Below are 17,919 nucleotides of genomic sequence, written 5' to 3' on the forward strand. Positions count from 1 at the left end.
TTTATGAGTACAAGAAATCAATTTATACAATTACAAAATATATTAGGGATTAAAAAAGTTATTATTGTTGAAGGTAATGTGGATGACATTTATTTGGATAATAACGAATATGTTAACATTCACAAAAAAATCAAATCAATATTGGATGCAAAAAAAGTTAATAGTCAAATATTTTGAGACAAAATTGATGGCTTAAAGGGACATGGGATTCAGGATTTAATTCTAATGCCAGAAACCCAAAAAGTTGAAGGTGAGTCATACGATGAAATTGATGAACTATTTTCAAGTAACCCTGAAAATGACCAAAAAGACCCTAATTTTAAAAAACCAGAAAACTTCTTTGCTCTAGTAAGAAGAAATCTAAATCGCAATGATGACAAAAAAGTTGTTTTCATTTTAGATTATTCTGATTTCATATTTAATGATACACAACTTTTAGAAGAAGATAGAAATAATTTGATAAGTTTAAGCAAAACTTTGAAAGAAAATCAATTTAAAATATCTAAAGTATCTAAAACTGATTCATCAATAATTTTGATAACAAAACAACTTTCTCAGTTGCCTCCAAGAATATACCTTAATAATCCTGAGGTTACAACACTGACATTACCAAAACCAAATCGTGAAGAGCGCAAGACTTTCATTGCCTCGCTAAAAAATCAAATTCAAGTTACAGATGCAGATGACAAAAATTTTGTAGAAAATTTGACCGATACTTTTGAGGGATGAACCTTAAAAGAAATTTCACAGTTCACAAAATTCACTAATAACAATGAAATGTCTACTTTTGAAAAATCATTAAATAACTACAAATATGGGGATAAAGACTCTCCTTGGGAAGACTTGAATTATGAAAAGTTATCAAACTTAAAAAGAGAATTAAAATCGAGAGTTATTGGTCAAGATTCAGCGATTGATAAAGTGGCAACAGTTATTTACAAGGCGTATACCGGGCTATCTGGGGTGGCTTATTCTTCAAAAAAAACCAAACCAAAGGGAACTTTGTTCTTTGTTGGTCCCACAGGAGTTGGGAAAACTGAGTTAGCCAAAGCAATTGCTAAATTTGTGTTTAATGATGAGGCTAATCTAATTAGATTTGATATGTCTGAATATTCTCAATCTAATAGTGATCAAAAATTGATTGGAGCCCCACCAGGTTATATAGGATTTGAAGGTGGAGGACAACTAACCAATGCTGTAAAGCAAAAACCTTTTTCAGTTATTTTATTTGATGAAATTGAAAAAGCTGATTCAAGCATTTTTGATAAGTTCTTACAAATTTTAGAAGATGGTCGTTTAACAGACAATACCGGACAAACCGTAAGTTTTACTGATTCAATCATCATATTTACCTCAAATATTGGGTCAGCTCATGTTAGCGCCTCTTCAAAGCCTGAAGTTACTTCAGAAAAATTCTTAAAATTTGTGGAGGACTTCTTTACTCAAGAACTTGGTCGTCCTGAACTTTTAGGTAGATTTGGAAATAACATAATTCCGTTCAATTTTATAACTGATTATGATACCAAAGCTAAAATTATTAAGCAAAAACTAAAACCAATTCAATTGGCTGTATATGAAAAATTTCATATTCAAGTTCATGTCGAAATAACTGAAAAATTGATTGAAATAATTTTAAAAGAAGCCAATGAACAACGTGGAGGTCGAGACATCCTGAATGCTCTTGAAAAACAGTTTGTCGATCCGCTTTCTCTGTTTATTTTTGAAAATCAAGTTAGTCTTAAACCGGGAACAAAAATTGAAGCAGTTGTCGATCGCGAAGAAATAAAATTTTTGGTGAAAATTGGCTAATTTAAATATTAACAATTTTGTCTCTCAAACCGTGATTGAAGGGCCGGGCAAAAGGTTTGCGGTCTGATTTCAGGGATGTTCAATTGGATGTAGAAATTGTAGTAACCAAGAAATGCTAAGCTTTGAAAAGAAAATGTTTCTTCCAGTATCTCTTTTGGTTGAAAAAATCAAGGAATCTAAAGAAAAATTTAACATTCAGGGTTTAACTATTCTGGGGGGGGAACCTTTTTTGCAACCAGATGGGCTTTTAGAATTGGTTGAACAAACAAAACAACTAGGATTAAATATTATCATATTTTCAGGATTTTTATATGAAAATTTAGAAAAACAATTTTTTGAAATTTTGGCCAATGTGGATATTCTTATTGATGGACCATTTATTTCTTCAAAACTGGATAAAAAAAGACGTTTAATCGGAAGCACCAACCAAAGAGTTATTAAAATAAGTGATCATTTTGAAAATGATGATTATTTTGAAAAATCAGTTTGAGAAGTTGATATTCACATTAATAATTCTATCGCCACAATCAATGGGGATGGTTCTATTTTGGATAACGATGAAGGTCTAAATATATTTAATATTGAGAAAAAAAATTAGATTGAAATAAATACCACTTTTTTGAAAAAAGAGTGGTATTTTTTAAATTAAGAAATATAATATTTTTAGATTTTAGATTACAAACTTTATTAAAATAATTAAATAGAGGAGAAGGTGTCACCATAAAACACAAGATAAAGATTTTATCCCCGATTGATGGATTTATTATAAACAAATCATTTGAACTAATTATGAATTTTGAAAGGAAGACAGCAATTATTAGAATTCGTCCCGATTCAGAAACTATTTATCCTCCAATTCAGGAAGCTAAATTAACCTACCACTCTAAAAATCATAAAATATCTTTTACGGCTCTTAGAAGTTTGGCTGAAATAAACCTATTAACACAGCAATCTGAGGAATCGTTTTTTATTACAGAGAAATACGATGATATTATTACTAATTTTCAACATATTGCCAAAATAGATTTGCAAAAATTTAATGACAATAGCTCCTCAATTGATTTGGAATTTATAATCAATCCAAAATGGGATTTAACTCTTAAAAAATCAAATCGAATTGTTGCTCATGGAGATTTGATAGCTGAGTGAACCTATGAATCTCCCACAAAAAAAGAGCGTTCTGATTCTCAGAGGTACAATTTTGATTAAAAAGTAAAAAAATAATTAAAAATTGTTGAAAAATTTTTTTATTTAACATATAATTGTAAATGGTTTTCGGAGTATAGCTCAGCTGGTTAGAGCGCACGCCTGATAAGCGTGAGGTCGATGGTTCAAGTCCATTTATTCCGACCATTTATAGAATTTGTATCGCCAATTTGGTGATATTTTTTATTTTAAAAGGAGGGGCAAAAATGCATGAAAATTTAAAATCTATTAAAAAGCAGAAATTTTTTGCCTCGAAGGCTTGATATGGAGCCGCCTTTGCGATTATAATTTGAGCCATATTTCAAGAAATTATTATGGCATCAACTGATATTGTTGATAATATTTTTGTAAACTTCATTAAAGATCTTCCGGGATTATCACAGTTGAATGAAAAAATTGATAGTTCGGGTTGAGATTTATTAACAAGAGAACAACTAAAGGCCGCCCGTTTAAATGACTATTTTGGGGATGGAATGAGTTATACAGCCGGTCAGTTATCAGTTAATGGGGTTGCTGCTAGTAATCAAATCTATATTCTGATGTACACAATTTTATCAGGATTTTGTTATGGAGCCGGTATTTACTCGGCGCAATATTTTGGATCGGGAAACTATGAAAAGTTGCGTCAAATAACAACTTTAAAATTTTATGTGGCTTTAATTGTAACTGTGTTTTTTGCCTTTCTAGGAATACCAGGAATTACTTCTCATTTAATATGATTTACAACCGGAGTTCCTGTAGCTGAACAACCCGATAGTTTTTTATCAGTTTCAAGTTCAACAGAAGAGATTCATAGTTGATTCAATTATTTTCAATTTGAAGCTGCTAAAATTTCAACCGAGCAAGGGGAGAAATATTACCGCATAGTTTCAATGAGTTACGTGCTTTTATCAATAAACCAAACAGTTATTACTTCACTTAGAGAAACTCGTAGACCATTTTATTCATTTTGAATGTCGATAATATCTTTGGTAACAAACTGTATTTTAAATGTATTTTTAACAGCCCCAAGTTTCTTAGGTGATTTTAAAGGTCTAGGAGTTGGGGGTTGTGCTTGAGCAACTTTTTCTTCAAGAGTTATTCAAACAATTTTCGTTGTCTCGCTTTGTTCAATTAAAAGGTTTGAGTTCATTCCCAATCGAACAAGTTTTGTGGTCCAAAGTGCTATTTTGAAAAATTCATTAAGCAAAGCTATGCCGATTGTTATGAACGAATTATTTGCCGCAACAAGTTTGATACTACAAATAAAACTTCGTGCTAGTTATTCAGTTGAAGCCCTGACAGCTAATGCCATTTATAGCACTATTGTTATGTCGTTCTTCTGACCGCTTTATCACGGAATGAACGCAGGAATTTCTGCCTTCGTTGGAAATGAATTGGGTGCAAACCGCTTGAATGAAGCCCAATATAATGCAAAGCATCTAATGCTAATTTCTGTTGGTATCGGTTTGGCTTTTGGTGGAATTTTAGCTATAACTTCACCTTGAATTCCGGGTCTGATTTTTACCTCTTCAAATCGCGAAGCACAAAGAATTGCTCATTATATGTTGTTGTTCTATGGAATATTTTATCCACTAGTAACCATCTCCAATGCTTGTTATTCGACTCTGAGAACGGGTGGGGCTGTATGAACAGCCTTTATCATGGATGGTTTATTCACTTGAGTAATTCAAATTCCTCTTTTAGCAACATTAATAACTTTGAATTCAAAATCAATAATCATTTTAGATATTATCTGAATTCAATTAGCTTTAATGTCAACAGAGATAATCAAAGTGTTTTGAGCCTACTATAATTATTCAAAAAAACGCTGAGTAAAAAACCTGACAATCGAAACTACTAAAATTAATTTGGCAGAACAATCAAAAGTCGCTGAAGAAATCGAATCTAAAAAATATCCCACTTAATTAAGTTAAAAATCTTATTATCCGTTGTGATTTTAAGATTTTTTTTATGTTAAAATAAATTAAATTAGAAATGAGAGTAATTATGGATTTTTCACATAAAGCAATAGAAAAAAAATGACAAAAATTTTGAGAAGAAAATCAAACATTCAAAACCACTAACAAAAATGACAAGAAAGCCTATATTTTGGATATGTTCCCGTACCCATCAGGGGCAGGTTTACACGTTGGTCACCCACGAGGTTATACTGCAACTGATATAATTGCACGAGTTCGCCGCATGCAAGGATATGATGTTCTCCACCCAATTGGATGAGATGCTTTTGGACTACCAGCAGAACAATACGCTCTAAAAACTGGAAATGACCCAAGAGAGTTTACTAGCAAAAATATTCAAGTGTTTAAAAAACAACTCCAAACTTTGGGTTTTAGTTTTGACTACAATAAGGAGATTAACACATCTGATCCAAATTACTATAAAATTACTCAATGAATTTTTCAAAAATTATATGAAAATGGTTTAGCTGAAACTAGAGAAGCTGATGTAAATTGATGTGAAGAGCTAGGAACTGTTTTAGCTAATGAAGAAGTTCTAAACCAAAACGGAAAAATGGTTTCAGAAGTTGGTGGTTTTGAGGTTATTAAAAAACCGATGAAACAATGAGTTTTGAAAATCACTAAATATGCTGACAGACTTTTAGCAGGACTAGAAAATTTGGACTGACCAAACTCTGTCAAAGAATTGCAAAAAAACTGAATCGGTAAATCTCAAGGACTAGAAATTAACTTTGAAGTTGTGGAATCAAAAAAAGTTATTAATGTTTTCACAACAAGAGCTGATACAATTTTTGGCGTAACTTATTTAGTTTTAGCCCCTGAACATTTAGAAGTGCTAAACTTAACTACAAATGACCAAAAAAAATCAGTAGAGAAATACATTCTAGAAACTAAGTCAAAAACTGATATTGATCGTCAAGATGATTCTAAGCCAAAAACAGGGGTCTTTACAGGGTCTTATGCTAAAAATCCAGTTAATGGTGAAAAGTTACCAATTTATATTGCAGACTATGTTTTAAAAGATTATGGATCAGGAGCTGTTATGGCAGTTCCAGCTCACGATCCTCGTGACTGAGAATTTGCTCAAAAATATAAACTGTCGATCAAGTTTGTTCAAAAGTCAAAAACAACTGATAAACCTTTTGTTGGTGAAACTCAAATAATTAATTCTGAATTTTTAAATGAATTAACCCCAAAAGAAGCTTTGAAAAAAATAACTAAGTTTTTGGAAGATAAAAAAATAGCAAATAAAAAAATTAATTACAAACTAAGAGATTGATTATTTTCTCGTCAAAGATTTTATGGAGAACCATTTCCACTTTTATTTTTAGAAGATGGTTCAATTGCTTTGATACCAGAAAACGAACTACCAGTTTTATTGCCAAAAATCGACTATATTAAACCAAGTGGAACCGGTGAGTCTCCGTTAGCAAATGCCAAAGAATGAGTAAATACAACTTATCAAGGCCAAAAGGCTAGACGTGAAACAAACACAATGCCTCAATGAGCTGGAAGTTGTTGATATTACTTAGCTTACATTTTAACAACTAGTCCAAATAATTTTGTAGACATTAAAAGCGAAGAAGCCTTTAGTCTATTTAAAAAATGATTACCAGTAGACTTATATATTGGTGGACAAGAACACGCTGTCCTTCATTTACTTTACGCTAGATTTTGACATCAAGTTTTATTTGATTTAAAAATAGTGCCAACTCCTGAACCATTCCAAAAATTATTAAATCAAGGAATGATACTTGGTGAGAATGGTGAGAAAATGTCCAAGTCAAAAGGTAACGTAATTAATCCTGATGAAATTGTTGATTCTCATGGTGCTGATACTTTAAGAATTTATGAAATGTTCATGGGACCAATTGATGCAGCTTTACCTTGAAGCTTTAAAGGATTGGATGGTTCAAGAAAATGACTAGATCGAGTTTATCGTCTGATTACTAATAAAAAAATCACAACTAAAAATAACCAAAATTTAGATTTCATTTATAATGAAACAGTTGCAAAAGTAACTCAAATGATTGAGGACTTAAAGTATAACACAGCAATCTCACAAATGATGGTTTTTGTGAATGCAGCCAATAAAGAAGACGAGATTTATAAACCTTATGCTGAGGGATTTATTAAAATGCTTTGTGTATTTGCGCCCCATCTTGGTGAGGAACTTTGGGAGGTTTTAGGAAACAAAGGATCGATTGCTTATCAACAATGACCTCAAAGTGATGCTGATAAAATGCAAAAAAACAATACAACTGTTGCCGTTCAAATTAACGGAAAATTAAGAGCAACTATTTTGGTTAACGTTGGAACTCAAAAAGATCAATTATTAGAGTTAGCCAAAAATGAAGGCAATATCAAAAATTATTTGCATGGTAAACAAATTATTAAAGAGATTGTTGTAGTTGATAAAATTGTTAACTTAGTAATTAAATAAAACCATTGATATGAATCAAAAAAACCCAACAACGAGTAGGTCAATTAAAATTGCCAAATCACTTTGTTGGGTTTTTATATTTAGTATTTGTAAACCATTTCGATGTGGTCAATACCATCTTCGTCAAAAACTTCTCCGGTAGTAAGTGCAAAACCATGATTAGCATACATTTTTTGAATATATGCTTGTGCGTGAATTATGATTTCATCTCCACCAAGTTCTTTGATTTTTTTAATCATTTCTTGAACTAAAGGAGCGCTCAATTTTTTACCACGATGTTTAATATCAATAGCTAAGCGTCCTAAACCATAGGTGTTACCTTCTCTTTGAAAAATGCGACCCACTCCAATTAAATCATCATTTTCAAAGCCCAGTAAGTGTCAGGCTGTATCATCAATTTCATCAATTTCTAGACTTTCATCAACTTCTTGTTCGGTGCAAAAAACTTGAATTCTTAGTTTCATGGCCTGCTCTCAATTTTTACTGTCTTGTTCTTTTTTAAATCAAATAAATTTCATAAATACCTCTTTCAAAAATATTATATCATTTTAAAGAATGTATTTTATATGTCCTTTCATATTGATATAATATAATTTGATAAAAGAGGAACTTATGAAATTAAAATTAATAACCTTTGGCAAGATGGATAAGAGTTACTTAAAAGAGGCTAATCAAGACTATTTAAGTCGAATTAAGAAGTTTGCTGATTTTGAAGTAATTGAACTCAATGAACAAAGTTCGTTGTCGTTGTTAAAAGCACAAAAAATCCAAGAAGAGGCGGTTTTGACTATTTTAGAAAAAATTAGCACAACTTTTGAGGTTTTTTTGCTAGACATTAATGGGGTAAATTACAACTCTGTGGACTTCGCTAAAATCATCGATGATAACAAGAATTTCAAGTCAGGTAAGTTGGCTTTCATTGTGGGTCCCAGCGAAGGATTTTCTGATAATTTCAAAACCCAATTTCACAAGATCAGTTTTGGCAAAGCAACTTTTCCACACCAACTTTTTAGAGTAATGCTTTTAGAGCAAATTTATCGTAGCTTTAAAATAATAAATAATGAAAAATACCATAAATAACACTTGTCAAGTAAAATAACTTGACAAGTCTTTTTGAATAAGATAATATTATCAAGTATTTAAATAAGGAGGTAAAAATGGTTAAGTTAAGATTAAAAAGAGCTGGTAAAAAAAGAGCTGCTTTTTACAGAATTGTAGCTTCAGATGCACGAGTTAAACGTGATGGTGAATACATTGAATTAGTTGGAACTTATAACCCAATCAATGGTGAAGTAACAGTTAGAAAAGAAATCGCTTTAAAATGACTAAATGATGGAGCGCAACCAACAGATACAGTAAGAAATATTTTCTCTAAACAAGGTATTATGACTGAATTTCACAATACTAAATTAGAAAATAAAAAAACTCTTGAAAAATCTAAAAAGTAAAGTCTTGAAATCGGGTATAAGTAAGTGTTATTAAGTGATTTAAAACTACTTTTAAAAGCCATTTTTCTGGATGAAAATAATTTCGAAGTTAGAGATTTATCTAAATCACAAGCTGAACAGAAATATCTCATAGTAGTTGATCAAGATATTATTGACAGTTCTTTTAAAGGAGCTAGTGAAATATTTAGTTCAATTCGTGAAATAATGAATTTTAAGTCGAAACTAATTTGCGAAGATAATAATCTAGAAATTTTGTTTGAGGTATATAATGGATATTAAAAATGAACTAGTTAAAGTCGGCATAATTTCAACAAGTCACGGTATAAAAGGGGAATTGAAGTTTAAAATTATTGATAAATTTATTGATAATAATCAATGAGATAACGCAGTAATTTTTATAGAAATTTCTAATTCTCAAACCTTACCAGGAGTTATTGAAAAAAGTTTTTATAAAAATCAACATTTGATAATAAAACTGAAAGGCTTTGACTCTATTAATGAAATCCAGGATTTTTTAGGAAAGAACGTTTGATTTAAATGAGACGAATCACTTGTTTCAAAAGTTAAAACCAATTTGGGATTCAAAGTAGAATTTGAGAATAATCAAATTGGGGAAATTATTGAAGAGTTGAATAATGGAGCTCAAAAAATTTTGAGAGTTAAATATTTTAGTGATCAAAAGGATTTGTTAGTACCATTGGTTGATAGATATTTAGTGGAAATAAATGAAGAATTAGAATCAGTTATTATGAAAAACCTAAAGGAATTGATGTAATGAAGTTTTCGATATTAACATTGTTTCCCGATATTATTGATAACTACTTAAAACAATCTATCATGAAGCGTGCGCTAGAAAAAAATCAGGTTGAAGTTGAAATTGTGGATATCCGTGATTTTGCCAACTCACCACAAAAACAAGTCGATGACTATCAATATGGTGGGGGCAAAGGCATGGTTTTAATGATTGAACCACTGGTTAAAGCGATTCGCAGTGTAGAAACTAAAAATTGTTTAAAGATTTTATTAACACCTCAAGGAGAAACTTGAAATCAAAAAAAAGCTCGTCAGATTTCTGAAAAACAAGATCATATTATCTTAATAGCTGGTCATTATGAAGGTTTTGATGAAAGAATTTTGCACTACATTGATGTTGAAATTTCTATTGGAGATTTTATTATTACCGGGGGAGAATTAGCAGCTTTAGTATTAGTTGATTCTCTTGTGCGAATAACCCCGGGGGTAATTGAGGCTGCCAGTCACGAACTGGAAAGCTTTGAAAATGACTTGCTGGATTTTCCGGTTTACACAAAACCCTTGAATTTTGAAAATCACTTGGTTCCCGAAGTATTAACCTCAGGACATCACAAAAATATTCAAAATTATCGTGAAGAACAAGCTTTGCTCAAAACTTTAAATAAAAGACCCGATATTATTATTGAAAAAAATTTATCAAATTATCAAAAATTAATTTATCAAGAAAAAAAATTGAAAGGAGACAAATAATGAACGCATTGTCTAAATTAACATCTGACTTTATGAGTGTCCAATTACGTGATGACTTACCAAAATTTTCATCAGGGGACACAATTAAGGTTAACGTTAAAATTAAAGAAGGGGAAAAATTCCGTATTCAAGCCTTTGAAGGATTGGTAATCAAAACTCAAGGAAGTGGAATTTCATTCTCAGTTATTGTAAGAAAAATTTCAAATGGAGTTGCTGTGGAAAGAACTTTCCCACTACATTCACCAATTATTGATTCAATTGAAGTATTAAAAAGAGGTCGAGTTCGTCGTGCCAGAATTTACTACATCAGAAAATTATCAGGAAAAGCTGCCCGTATTAAAGAAATCGTGACTGCTAAACCAGTTAAAAATAAACCTGTAGAAAAAAAAGATAAGTAATATAATTGAGCCATTTTAGATGTAAAAACTAAAATGGTTTTTTTATGAAAATTTATCATAATTATAATAAAGAGGTCGATTTGCTATTATTATTTTTTGGATTTTAACTTAAAACATTAAAAATAATATAAAATATACTTGTAAAGAGGTGAATTGATGGATTTAGAAAAGGCCAGTTTTAATTGATTCCCAGGTCATATGAATAAGGCTATAAAAGAAATTCAGAAACAAATTCCAGTTGTGGATTTGATTATTGAAATTGTGGATGCCCGGGCTCCTTATTCTTCTCAGAACCCAATTTTTAAAAAAATTCTTGCCAATAAAAGCAAATTGTTAGTCTTTACTAAATGTGATTTGGCTGATGGGAACGTTGTTAAAGAATGGAAAAATTACTTTGAATCAAAGGGTAACTTTGTTTACTTGATTCAGAATAAAACAGTCCCAATAGTTAGTGAAATAATTAAGCAAATTAATAAAATAACCTTAGATAAGCAAAATCGCGATAAAAATCGCGGTATTGTAAATCCTCAAATTAATGCTTTAGTAATTGGGGTGCCAAATGTTGGTAAATCAACAGTTATTTCTCGATTAGCTAAGGGTAAAGAGCTTAAAATTGGTAATAAACCAGGAGTTACAAGAGGAATGCAAAGAATTAATCTTGATAAAAATATCACTCTGATTGATACACCAGGAATTTTGCCAGCTAAGTTTAGCAATGAAAAAGAGGCCATTAATTTAGCTGCTATTAACGCCATTAAAAGAGAGGTTATTCCCAAGGAACGTTTTGTTTGTCTTTTACTACAAAATCTTTACAATAACTATCAAAAAAATTTAGAAGATTTTTTTAAAGAAGATCTCAATTTCGATAAACCACTTTCACTAGATGACAGTGTGGCCATGTTAGAAAATTATGCTAAGAAAAATCAGTGAATAGTTGTGGAGGGGGTTTGGGACGTTGAAAGAGTAATGGAATTATTTATTAGCGATTTGTTTAAAAATAAGCTAGAAAATATATCTTTTGAGAATCCAAGTTTTTTAATAAATGAAGAAGTTAAATGATAGTTTAATAAAGTTTGATCAAAAAATTAAAATCCAAAATAATGTTAAAATTATTTCTGGAACTGATGAAGCAGGACGCGGGGCGATGGCGGGGCCTGTGGTTGTTGCTTCTGTAATCTTAAAAGATGATTATGAAAATTTGAAAATAAAAGATTCCAAGCTCTTGTCTAAAGCGCAAAGAGACAAACTCTTTGTTGAAATTATTCAAAATTCAGTTTGCTATGAAATTTGTGTGCTAGATAACCAAAGCGTAGATCTTCTCAATCCTAAACAAGCAAGTCGTCAAGGAATGATTGAAACAATTAAAAATCTAAAAATTAAACCTGAACTAGCACTAGTGGATGCTGAAAAAATTTTAATTAATGATTTTGAAATCCTGCCCCTGATCAAAGGAGATTTTCTTAGTCAATCAATTGCAGCAGCTAGCATCCTAGCCAAAGTTAGTCGTGATAGAATTATGATGGACTACCACCAACAGTATCCTTTATTTGAGTTTGATAAGCATAAAGGGTATTGTACAATTAGACACCAAGAGTTGGTTAAAAAACATGGAGTATTACCAATCCATCGAAAAACATACAAACCAATTAAACAAATATTGAAAGAGGTAAGTTATATGAAATTTAACAAAGAAAACGAGATTTATAAATCTTGAGTAGAGAATAACTTCTTAGACCCAAAAATAAAAGTTGATTTATTGGCAGCAAGTGATGAAGAACTTTCGGCTGCTTTTGAATTAGAATTGGAATTTGGAACTGCGGGAATTAGAGGAATTTTAGGAGCAGGACCTGGTCGTTTCAACCAGTACACTGTTAAGAAAGTAACTATAAGTTATGCAAAGTTACTAATAAAAAAATATCCCAATGATTTAAATCGTGGAGTTGTAATTGGTCATGATAATCGTTATCAATCAGCAGAGTTTTCAAATTTAGTAGCTGAAATTTTAACAAGTTTTGGAATTAAGGCTTACTTGTTTGAAAACAATTCAATGAAACCAACTCCAGTTGTAAGTTTTGCTACCAAGCATTTAAATTGTATTGGAGGAATTGTAATTACTGCAAGTCATAATCCAGCTCAATATAATGGTTATAAAATTTATGATGAATTTGGTTGTCAATTAATGCCTGTGGACACAGATATCATTGCCAATGAAATGGAGGCTATTGAAAACATTATTGGTTGAACATACAAACCAAATAATAATCTCTTAGAAACTGTCGGGGAATCAACAATTGGAGCTTATGTAGAAATGGTTGCTAATTTGCAATTCTATAAAAGATCGCCAAGAGATAATTTTAAAATAGTTTATTCAAATGTTAATGGAACTGGAATTGAATTTGCCCCTCCAATTTTGAAAAAATATGGTTATGATGTAATTCAAGTCAAAGAACACGCTTTTGAAGACCCTTCATTTAAAAATGTTGGTAATCCAAATCCAGAATTTGAACCAGCTTGAGAATTTCCTATTAAGTATGCTGTTGAAAACAAAGCGGACCTAATCGTTATAAATGATCCCGATGCTGATCGAATCGGAATTGCTATTCCAGACCCAAAAAAACCTTCAGAATACATTCGCCTAAGTGGTAATGAAACAGGAGCGCTTTTAATTAATTGAAAATTGAGCCAGCAGAAATTGAGTCAATCAATTCCTGAAAACCCGGCTTTATATTCAAGTTTTGTAACCAGTGATTTAGGTGACCGTATTGCTAATGAAGAGTATGGTGTGAAAATTATTAAAACCTTAACTGGATTTAAATGAATGGGATCGGAAATCTTAAAAGAGCCAGAACGAGGATTAAATTTTGTTTTTGCTTATGAGGAATCTTTTGGATATGTTTTAGATGCATCAACCCGTGATAAAGACGGAATTCAAGCAGCCATTATGTTGAGTGAAGCTACTTGATATTATAAAACACAAAATAAAACTCTATTAGATGTTCTAGAAGAAATTTATAAAAAATTTGGTTATTACTACACAGACACAATTAACTTAAATTTCAAACCTGAGGAAATGAAATCAAAAGTAGATCCAATTATGAAGAAATTAAGAAACGAACCTTTCTCATCGCTTGGTGGACTAAAAGTTGAAAATATTGAAGATTATATCGATGGTCTTTACAATATGCCAGGACAAGACCTTTTAAAATTCTATTTTGAGGATAATTCGTGATTGGCTGTTCGTCCTAGTGGAACAGAGCCAAAAATTAAAATTTACTATGTTGTTGTTGATAAAAATATGAGTAAGGCGGAAGCTAAATTCAAAAAATTAAACAGTGAGCTAAATAAATTTTTGAATCTTAAGAATTAATAACAACCTTTAGGACTATTTTTAAAATAGTCTTTTTTATTTAAAAATTATCTGCTTTTGAGCTATTTTTTGCGAAATAGATTAGGAGGAAGATAAAATGAATAATGTAATCGTAATTGGTCAAATGGAGGGTGAACCCCAAGTGGTTTATACTTCAGGTGATGGCCTTAAAAAACTATATAAATTTGTATTAAGAACACCCAAACCTTTTAAAAATAAAGCCGGTGAGATAACTGAGGATTTTATAAATATCAAGGCTTGATCTAATACTATTTTAGATGAATACAGTCTCCATGACCAAGCTTACTTGGGTATTGAGGGACATATAAGATCTTTTGCTAACGGTGAGTTGTCAAATTTTGCTAACGAAATAGTCGCTAGCAAAATCATTTACCTAAACTAGTGAATGATGTAATTTTATATTTCGCCTTAAAGTATTATGGTAATTGAAAATTGATTTATAAAGCTATCAAAAACAACGAAAAAATATTAAATGGGGACTTGGAATTAATCGATAAAGAAATTAAAGCAAAATCATTATCGATCAATAATCCGCTATATCCTGACGTTTTAAGAGAAGTCAATAATCCACCATTTGTCATTTTTCACTATGGAAATATTGATTTAATAAATCAGTATTATCGCTGCGTTGGAATGGTTATTGGGGCCAAATTAAGCAAATATCAAAGCAAAGCTCTCAAAGACTTTGTCAAATTTTTTCACAAAAATAGCCCTATAATGGTAATAAAAATAGACAATCATATTAACGATTCATTGAAGGTGGTTTTTAATCCTAGTAAAAAAATAATTCTAGTAGTCAAAGAGCCGCTATTATGTTTTTTAAAAAGTAATGCTGATTTAATTAAAGATTATGAGTTTTCCAATAATTTACTTGTTATTTCAGAATTTTATGAAAAAACAGAGGCCAGCTATTTAGGGCCTATGTATGAGCGAATTTTTACAGGCATCAGTAAAACTGCCTTAGTTATTTGTGATAGTAGTGAACATCATTTCAAGCAAACAATCACTCTTTTAAATGATTCGGGCAAATCGATATTTGTCCTGCCTGAAGAGATTTACAAGAAATCCAATAATAACAGCCTGATTAAAGAAGGGGCTTTGATTGTTCAAAGTGGAGCTGACATTTTAAATATTTTATAAATACCATTAATTTGGTATTTTTATTGCTGTATAAATATTTTATAAATATCAAATTTTCTTTAATTAAAATTATAAAAGTAGTATTATATTATAAGAGTAAAATTTAATAAATAGGACGAAAGGAATTATCATGGAACAAACTACTATAACAAAAGAACAAGCAGCCATAAATGAAGCTAACGAAAAAGCAGAAGAAGCTTTTGCTAAAAAAGATAAAAAATCATTTTTTGGTCTTTTGTCAGGATACTTTAAACAGTATTGAATAATAACTATTTCAGTTATTTTGGTTACTTTGCTCTCATCTATTGCCACTGTTTTAGGGCCTAAAATTACAGAAAGATTAATGGGAACTTTAATGGCGGGTCAATTGGAAAAAGCCTTTACTGGAGATATCTCATCAGCGGGTGGCTTAACCGAATTTAATGACTTTATTCACAAAACTTATTCATTCATTTCTGCAAAATTTGTGGGAGATGACTTAGTTTATTTCTCAAATTTATTTGGGATGGAACTAACTTGAACTGGGTGAATTTATGTGCAACTAGTTTTATTTGGATTTATTGCGGTATTTACATTTATTTCAAACTTCTTAGCGGGTTTAATGGGTAAAAGAATTGAAATTAATTTAAGAAATAAATCTCTTGAAAAATTAGTAAAACAAGATATGAGTTATTACTCAGATAAAAAAATTGGAGAAATTTTGACCAAAATAGTTTCTGATACACAAATAATCGGTGAACAAGCGCAACAAGTTCCAGTAACGATGTTGTCAGCTATTTTCACTTTCTTCGGATCGTTAATTGTTATGTCAACTATCAACGGATTCTTAACCTTAGTAGTAGTTGGAGCAATGCTAATTATTTTAGTAACTATTTTTGGTTCATTTACAATCGTTAAAAAAATGATGTTCCGCGTAAGAAGTTCGATTACAAGAATTAATGGAGATGTAACTGACAGAATTAATACAGTTCGTTTAATTAAAGCTTCGGGAACAGAAGAATACGAAACCGAAAGATTTAAAGAAGTTCATAAAGACTACTATAATAAGTCAAAAAAATTAGTAAATATGCAAGCTATTATGATAACAATTATGATTGCCGGGATTTCTTCGATTCAAATTGTTATAATAATTGCAGCGGCTTTAAGATATCATGATAATGTAGCAATCTTATCAGTAGCTTTAACTTCATTTATTTCTGGTGTCGGAACAATGATTGGGCCACTAATGCAAATGGTAAGGGTAGCTGTTGGACTAGCTTCAGCATCAACTTCTTCACAAAGAATTTATGCTATTATTAACTCTAAATCAATTATAGATCCTCACTATGATTCAAACGAAGGGATTCACATTGAACATATTGATGGGGACATTGTCTTTAAAGATGTCGTCTTTGCTTATCCAGAAAAACCAGAACAAGTAATCTTGCCAAAATTCAATATCACTTTTGAAAAAGGTAAAAGTTATGCTTTTGTTGGAGAAACCGGAGTTGGTAAATCAACAATTTCTAAACTGCTATTAAGATTCTATGATCCTTCGGAAGGACAAGTTTTAATTAACTCAAAACATGATTTAAAAGATATTCAACTCTCAAGTTACTTGGATAAAGTTGGTTATGTTGAACAAGAACCTCAAATTTTATTTGGTGATGTTTTAGACAATATTCGTTATGGTCGTTTTGATGCTACTGATGAACAAGTTTATGAAGCAGCTAAAAAAGCTGAACTTCACGAATTGGTTAGCACTTGGCCAGATGGTTATAGTACAATACTTGGAGAACGCGGATTTATGTTGTCAGGAGGTCAAAAACAACGTCTAGTAATCGCTAGAATGTTCTTGAAAGATCCAGAACTATTAATTCTTGATGAAGCAACCAGTGCTTTAGACAACATTGTTGAAAAAGAAATTCAAGCTAATCTAGAAGAACTAATGAAAGGCCGTACGACTATTTCAATTGCCCACAGACTAAGCACAATTAAAAATTCTGATAAAATAATTGTTTTAGCAAAAGGAATTGGAGCTGCTCAAAGCGGAACCTTTGATGAACTAAAAAACAAACCTGGTCATTTCCAGGAACTGTATAAAGCCGGATTAATGGATTAGAGGAGAAAATATGAAAAAATTTGGTAGTATATTAATTATAGTATGGTCTGTAATTGCTTTTATTTTAGGAGTTACTAACTTCTTTGTAACAAAAAATGGTGGTACTGTGGCCGTGCTTGGTGGGGTTGTCTACCTAGCGTTATTGGGAGCAGTTGTTGTCAATGGAGTAATTGGAATGTTTAAATCTCAAAAATACTTGGGTTGAATAACAGTTTCAGTTGCTTCAATAATCTTGTTCCTATTAGTTTTAACAAGTGCAGGAGTAGCGAATGACACATTCTTCTTATTTTGAGGAAAAGGAATGGGAAGTGGAGTTTTTGCAGGTTTTGCGGGGGCATCACTAGTTTTAACTGCAATATGTTATTCAATAGGATTAACATTAATAACAATTACTACTTTACAAAAATAAAATCTTTTAAATTTCACAATTGCTAGAAACTAAAATAAAAGTCAACAAGTTATTTTATTAAATTACACAATTGAAATTTAAATAAAAAATTATACTCTGTACGAATTTTGTAT

General features: G+C 30.9%; 18 protein-coding genes and 1 tRNA gene. 18 read left to right on the forward strand and 1 reads right to left on the reverse strand.

What is annotated here, in order from left to right; genetic code table 4:
* Positions 1–3: 3 nt before the first annotated feature.
* From AACK87_RS01675 to leuS, 6 genes are all read left to right on the forward strand, one after another.
* A complete protein-coding gene (locus AACK87_RS01675) occupies positions 4–1,809 on the forward strand; it encodes an AAA family ATPase (RefSeq protein WP_338972847.1) in 1,806 nt (601 codons plus the stop codon).
* Entirely contained in the window at positions 1,802–2,407 is a 606-nt protein-coding gene (locus AACK87_RS01680; protein WP_338972848.1) for a 4Fe-4S single cluster domain-containing protein, read from the forward strand. The genes AACK87_RS01675 and AACK87_RS01680 overlap by 8 nt, the downstream gene beginning before the upstream one ends.
* 191 nt (positions 2,408–2,598) lie before the next feature.
* On the forward strand, positions 2,599–3,018 hold the full coding sequence (locus tag AACK87_RS01685; protein WP_338972850.1) for a hypothetical protein: 420 nt from the start codon (positions 2,599–2,601) through the stop codon (positions 3,016–3,018).
* A 67-nt stretch (positions 3,019–3,085) separates the two neighbouring features.
* Positions 3,086–3,162, forward strand: a tRNA-Ile gene (locus AACK87_RS01690).
* A 59-nt stretch (positions 3,163–3,221) separates the two neighbouring features.
* Positions 3,222–4,922: an MATE family efflux transporter gene (locus tag AACK87_RS01695; RefSeq protein WP_338972852.1), complete on the forward strand. Its 1,701-nt coding sequence runs from the start codon at positions 3,222–3,224 to the stop codon at positions 4,920–4,922.
* An 82-nt stretch (positions 4,923–5,004) separates the two neighbouring features.
* On the forward strand, positions 5,005–7,419 hold the full coding sequence (gene leuS / locus AACK87_RS01700) for a leucine--tRNA ligase (RefSeq protein WP_338972854.1): 2,415 nt from the start codon (positions 5,005–5,007) through the stop codon (positions 7,417–7,419).
* Positions 7,420–7,499: 80 nt separating this feature from the next.
* Here the strand turns inward: leuS and AACK87_RS01705 are convergent, their stop codons facing one another.
* Positions 7,500–7,937, reverse strand: a complete 438-nt coding sequence (locus AACK87_RS01705) for a GNAT family N-acetyltransferase (protein WP_338972856.1) — start codon at positions 7,935–7,937, stop codon at positions 7,500–7,502.
* A gap of 94 nt (positions 7,938–8,031) precedes the next feature.
* Between AACK87_RS01705 and AACK87_RS01710 the strand changes: the two genes are divergently transcribed.
* From AACK87_RS01710 to AACK87_RS01765, 12 genes are all read left to right on the forward strand, one after another.
* The gene (locus AACK87_RS01710; protein ID WP_338972858.1) at positions 8,032–8,499 is read left to right on the forward strand and encodes a 23S rRNA (pseudouridine(1915)-N(3))-methyltransferase RlmH; all 468 of its coding nucleotides are present in this window, start codon (positions 8,032–8,034) and stop codon (positions 8,497–8,499) included.
* A gap of 77 nt (positions 8,500–8,576) precedes the next feature.
* Entirely contained in the window at positions 8,577–8,867 is a 291-nt protein-coding gene (gene rpsP, locus AACK87_RS01715) for a 30S ribosomal protein S16 (protein ID WP_338972860.1), read from the forward strand.
* A 24-nt stretch (positions 8,868–8,891) separates the two neighbouring features.
* On the forward strand, positions 8,892–9,146 hold the full coding sequence (locus tag AACK87_RS01720) for a hypothetical protein (protein ID WP_338972862.1): 255 nt from the start codon (positions 8,892–8,894) through the stop codon (positions 9,144–9,146).
* Positions 9,136–9,642: a hypothetical protein gene (locus AACK87_RS01725; protein WP_338972864.1), complete on the forward strand. Its 507-nt coding sequence runs from the start codon at positions 9,136–9,138 to the stop codon at positions 9,640–9,642. The genes AACK87_RS01720 and AACK87_RS01725 overlap by 11 nt, the downstream gene beginning before the upstream one ends.
* A complete protein-coding gene (trmD, locus tag AACK87_RS01730; protein ID WP_338972865.1) occupies positions 9,642–10,370 on the forward strand; it encodes a tRNA (guanosine(37)-N1)-methyltransferase TrmD in 729 nt (242 codons plus the stop codon). The genes AACK87_RS01725 and trmD overlap by 1 nt, the downstream gene beginning before the upstream one ends.
* The gene (gene rplS, locus AACK87_RS01735) at positions 10,370–10,768 is read left to right on the forward strand and encodes a 50S ribosomal protein L19 (RefSeq protein ID WP_422397191.1); all 399 of its coding nucleotides are present in this window, start codon (positions 10,370–10,372) and stop codon (positions 10,766–10,768) included. The genes trmD and rplS overlap by 1 nt, the downstream gene beginning before the upstream one ends.
* A gap of 156 nt (positions 10,769–10,924) precedes the next feature.
* The gene (gene ylqF, locus AACK87_RS01740) at positions 10,925–11,830 is read left to right on the forward strand and encodes a ribosome biogenesis GTPase YlqF (RefSeq protein WP_338972868.1); all 906 of its coding nucleotides are present in this window, start codon (positions 10,925–10,927) and stop codon (positions 11,828–11,830) included.
* Positions 11,811–14,135 carry a ribonuclease HII gene (locus tag AACK87_RS01745; protein WP_338972870.1) on the forward strand — a complete coding sequence of 775 codons (2,325 nt, stop codon included), beginning with the start codon at positions 11,811–11,813 and terminating at the stop codon, positions 14,133–14,135. The genes ylqF and AACK87_RS01745 overlap by 20 nt, the downstream gene beginning before the upstream one ends.
* A gap of 97 nt (positions 14,136–14,232) precedes the next feature.
* Positions 14,233–14,538: a single-stranded DNA-binding protein gene (locus tag AACK87_RS01750; protein ID WP_338972872.1), complete on the forward strand. Its 306-nt coding sequence runs from the start codon at positions 14,233–14,235 to the stop codon at positions 14,536–14,538.
* A complete protein-coding gene (locus AACK87_RS01755) occupies positions 14,538–15,296 on the forward strand; it encodes a DNA-processing protein DprA (RefSeq protein ID WP_338972874.1) in 759 nt (252 codons plus the stop codon). The genes AACK87_RS01750 and AACK87_RS01755 overlap by 1 nt, the downstream gene beginning before the upstream one ends.
* 130 nt (positions 15,297–15,426) lie before the next feature.
* A complete protein-coding gene (locus tag AACK87_RS01760) occupies positions 15,427–17,397 on the forward strand; it encodes an ABC transporter ATP-binding protein (RefSeq protein ID WP_338972876.1) in 1,971 nt (656 codons plus the stop codon).
* Between the two features lie 10 nt (positions 17,398–17,407).
* Positions 17,408–17,806, forward strand: a complete 399-nt coding sequence (locus tag AACK87_RS01765; protein ID WP_338972878.1) for a hypothetical protein — start codon at positions 17,408–17,410, stop codon at positions 17,804–17,806.
* Positions 17,807–17,919: the final 113 nt, after the last annotated feature.

Source organism: Spiroplasma endosymbiont of Panorpa germanica (assembly GCF_964019765.1).
GTDB lineage: Bacteria > Bacillota_I > Bacilli_A > Mycoplasmatales > Mycoplasmataceae > Spiroplasma_B.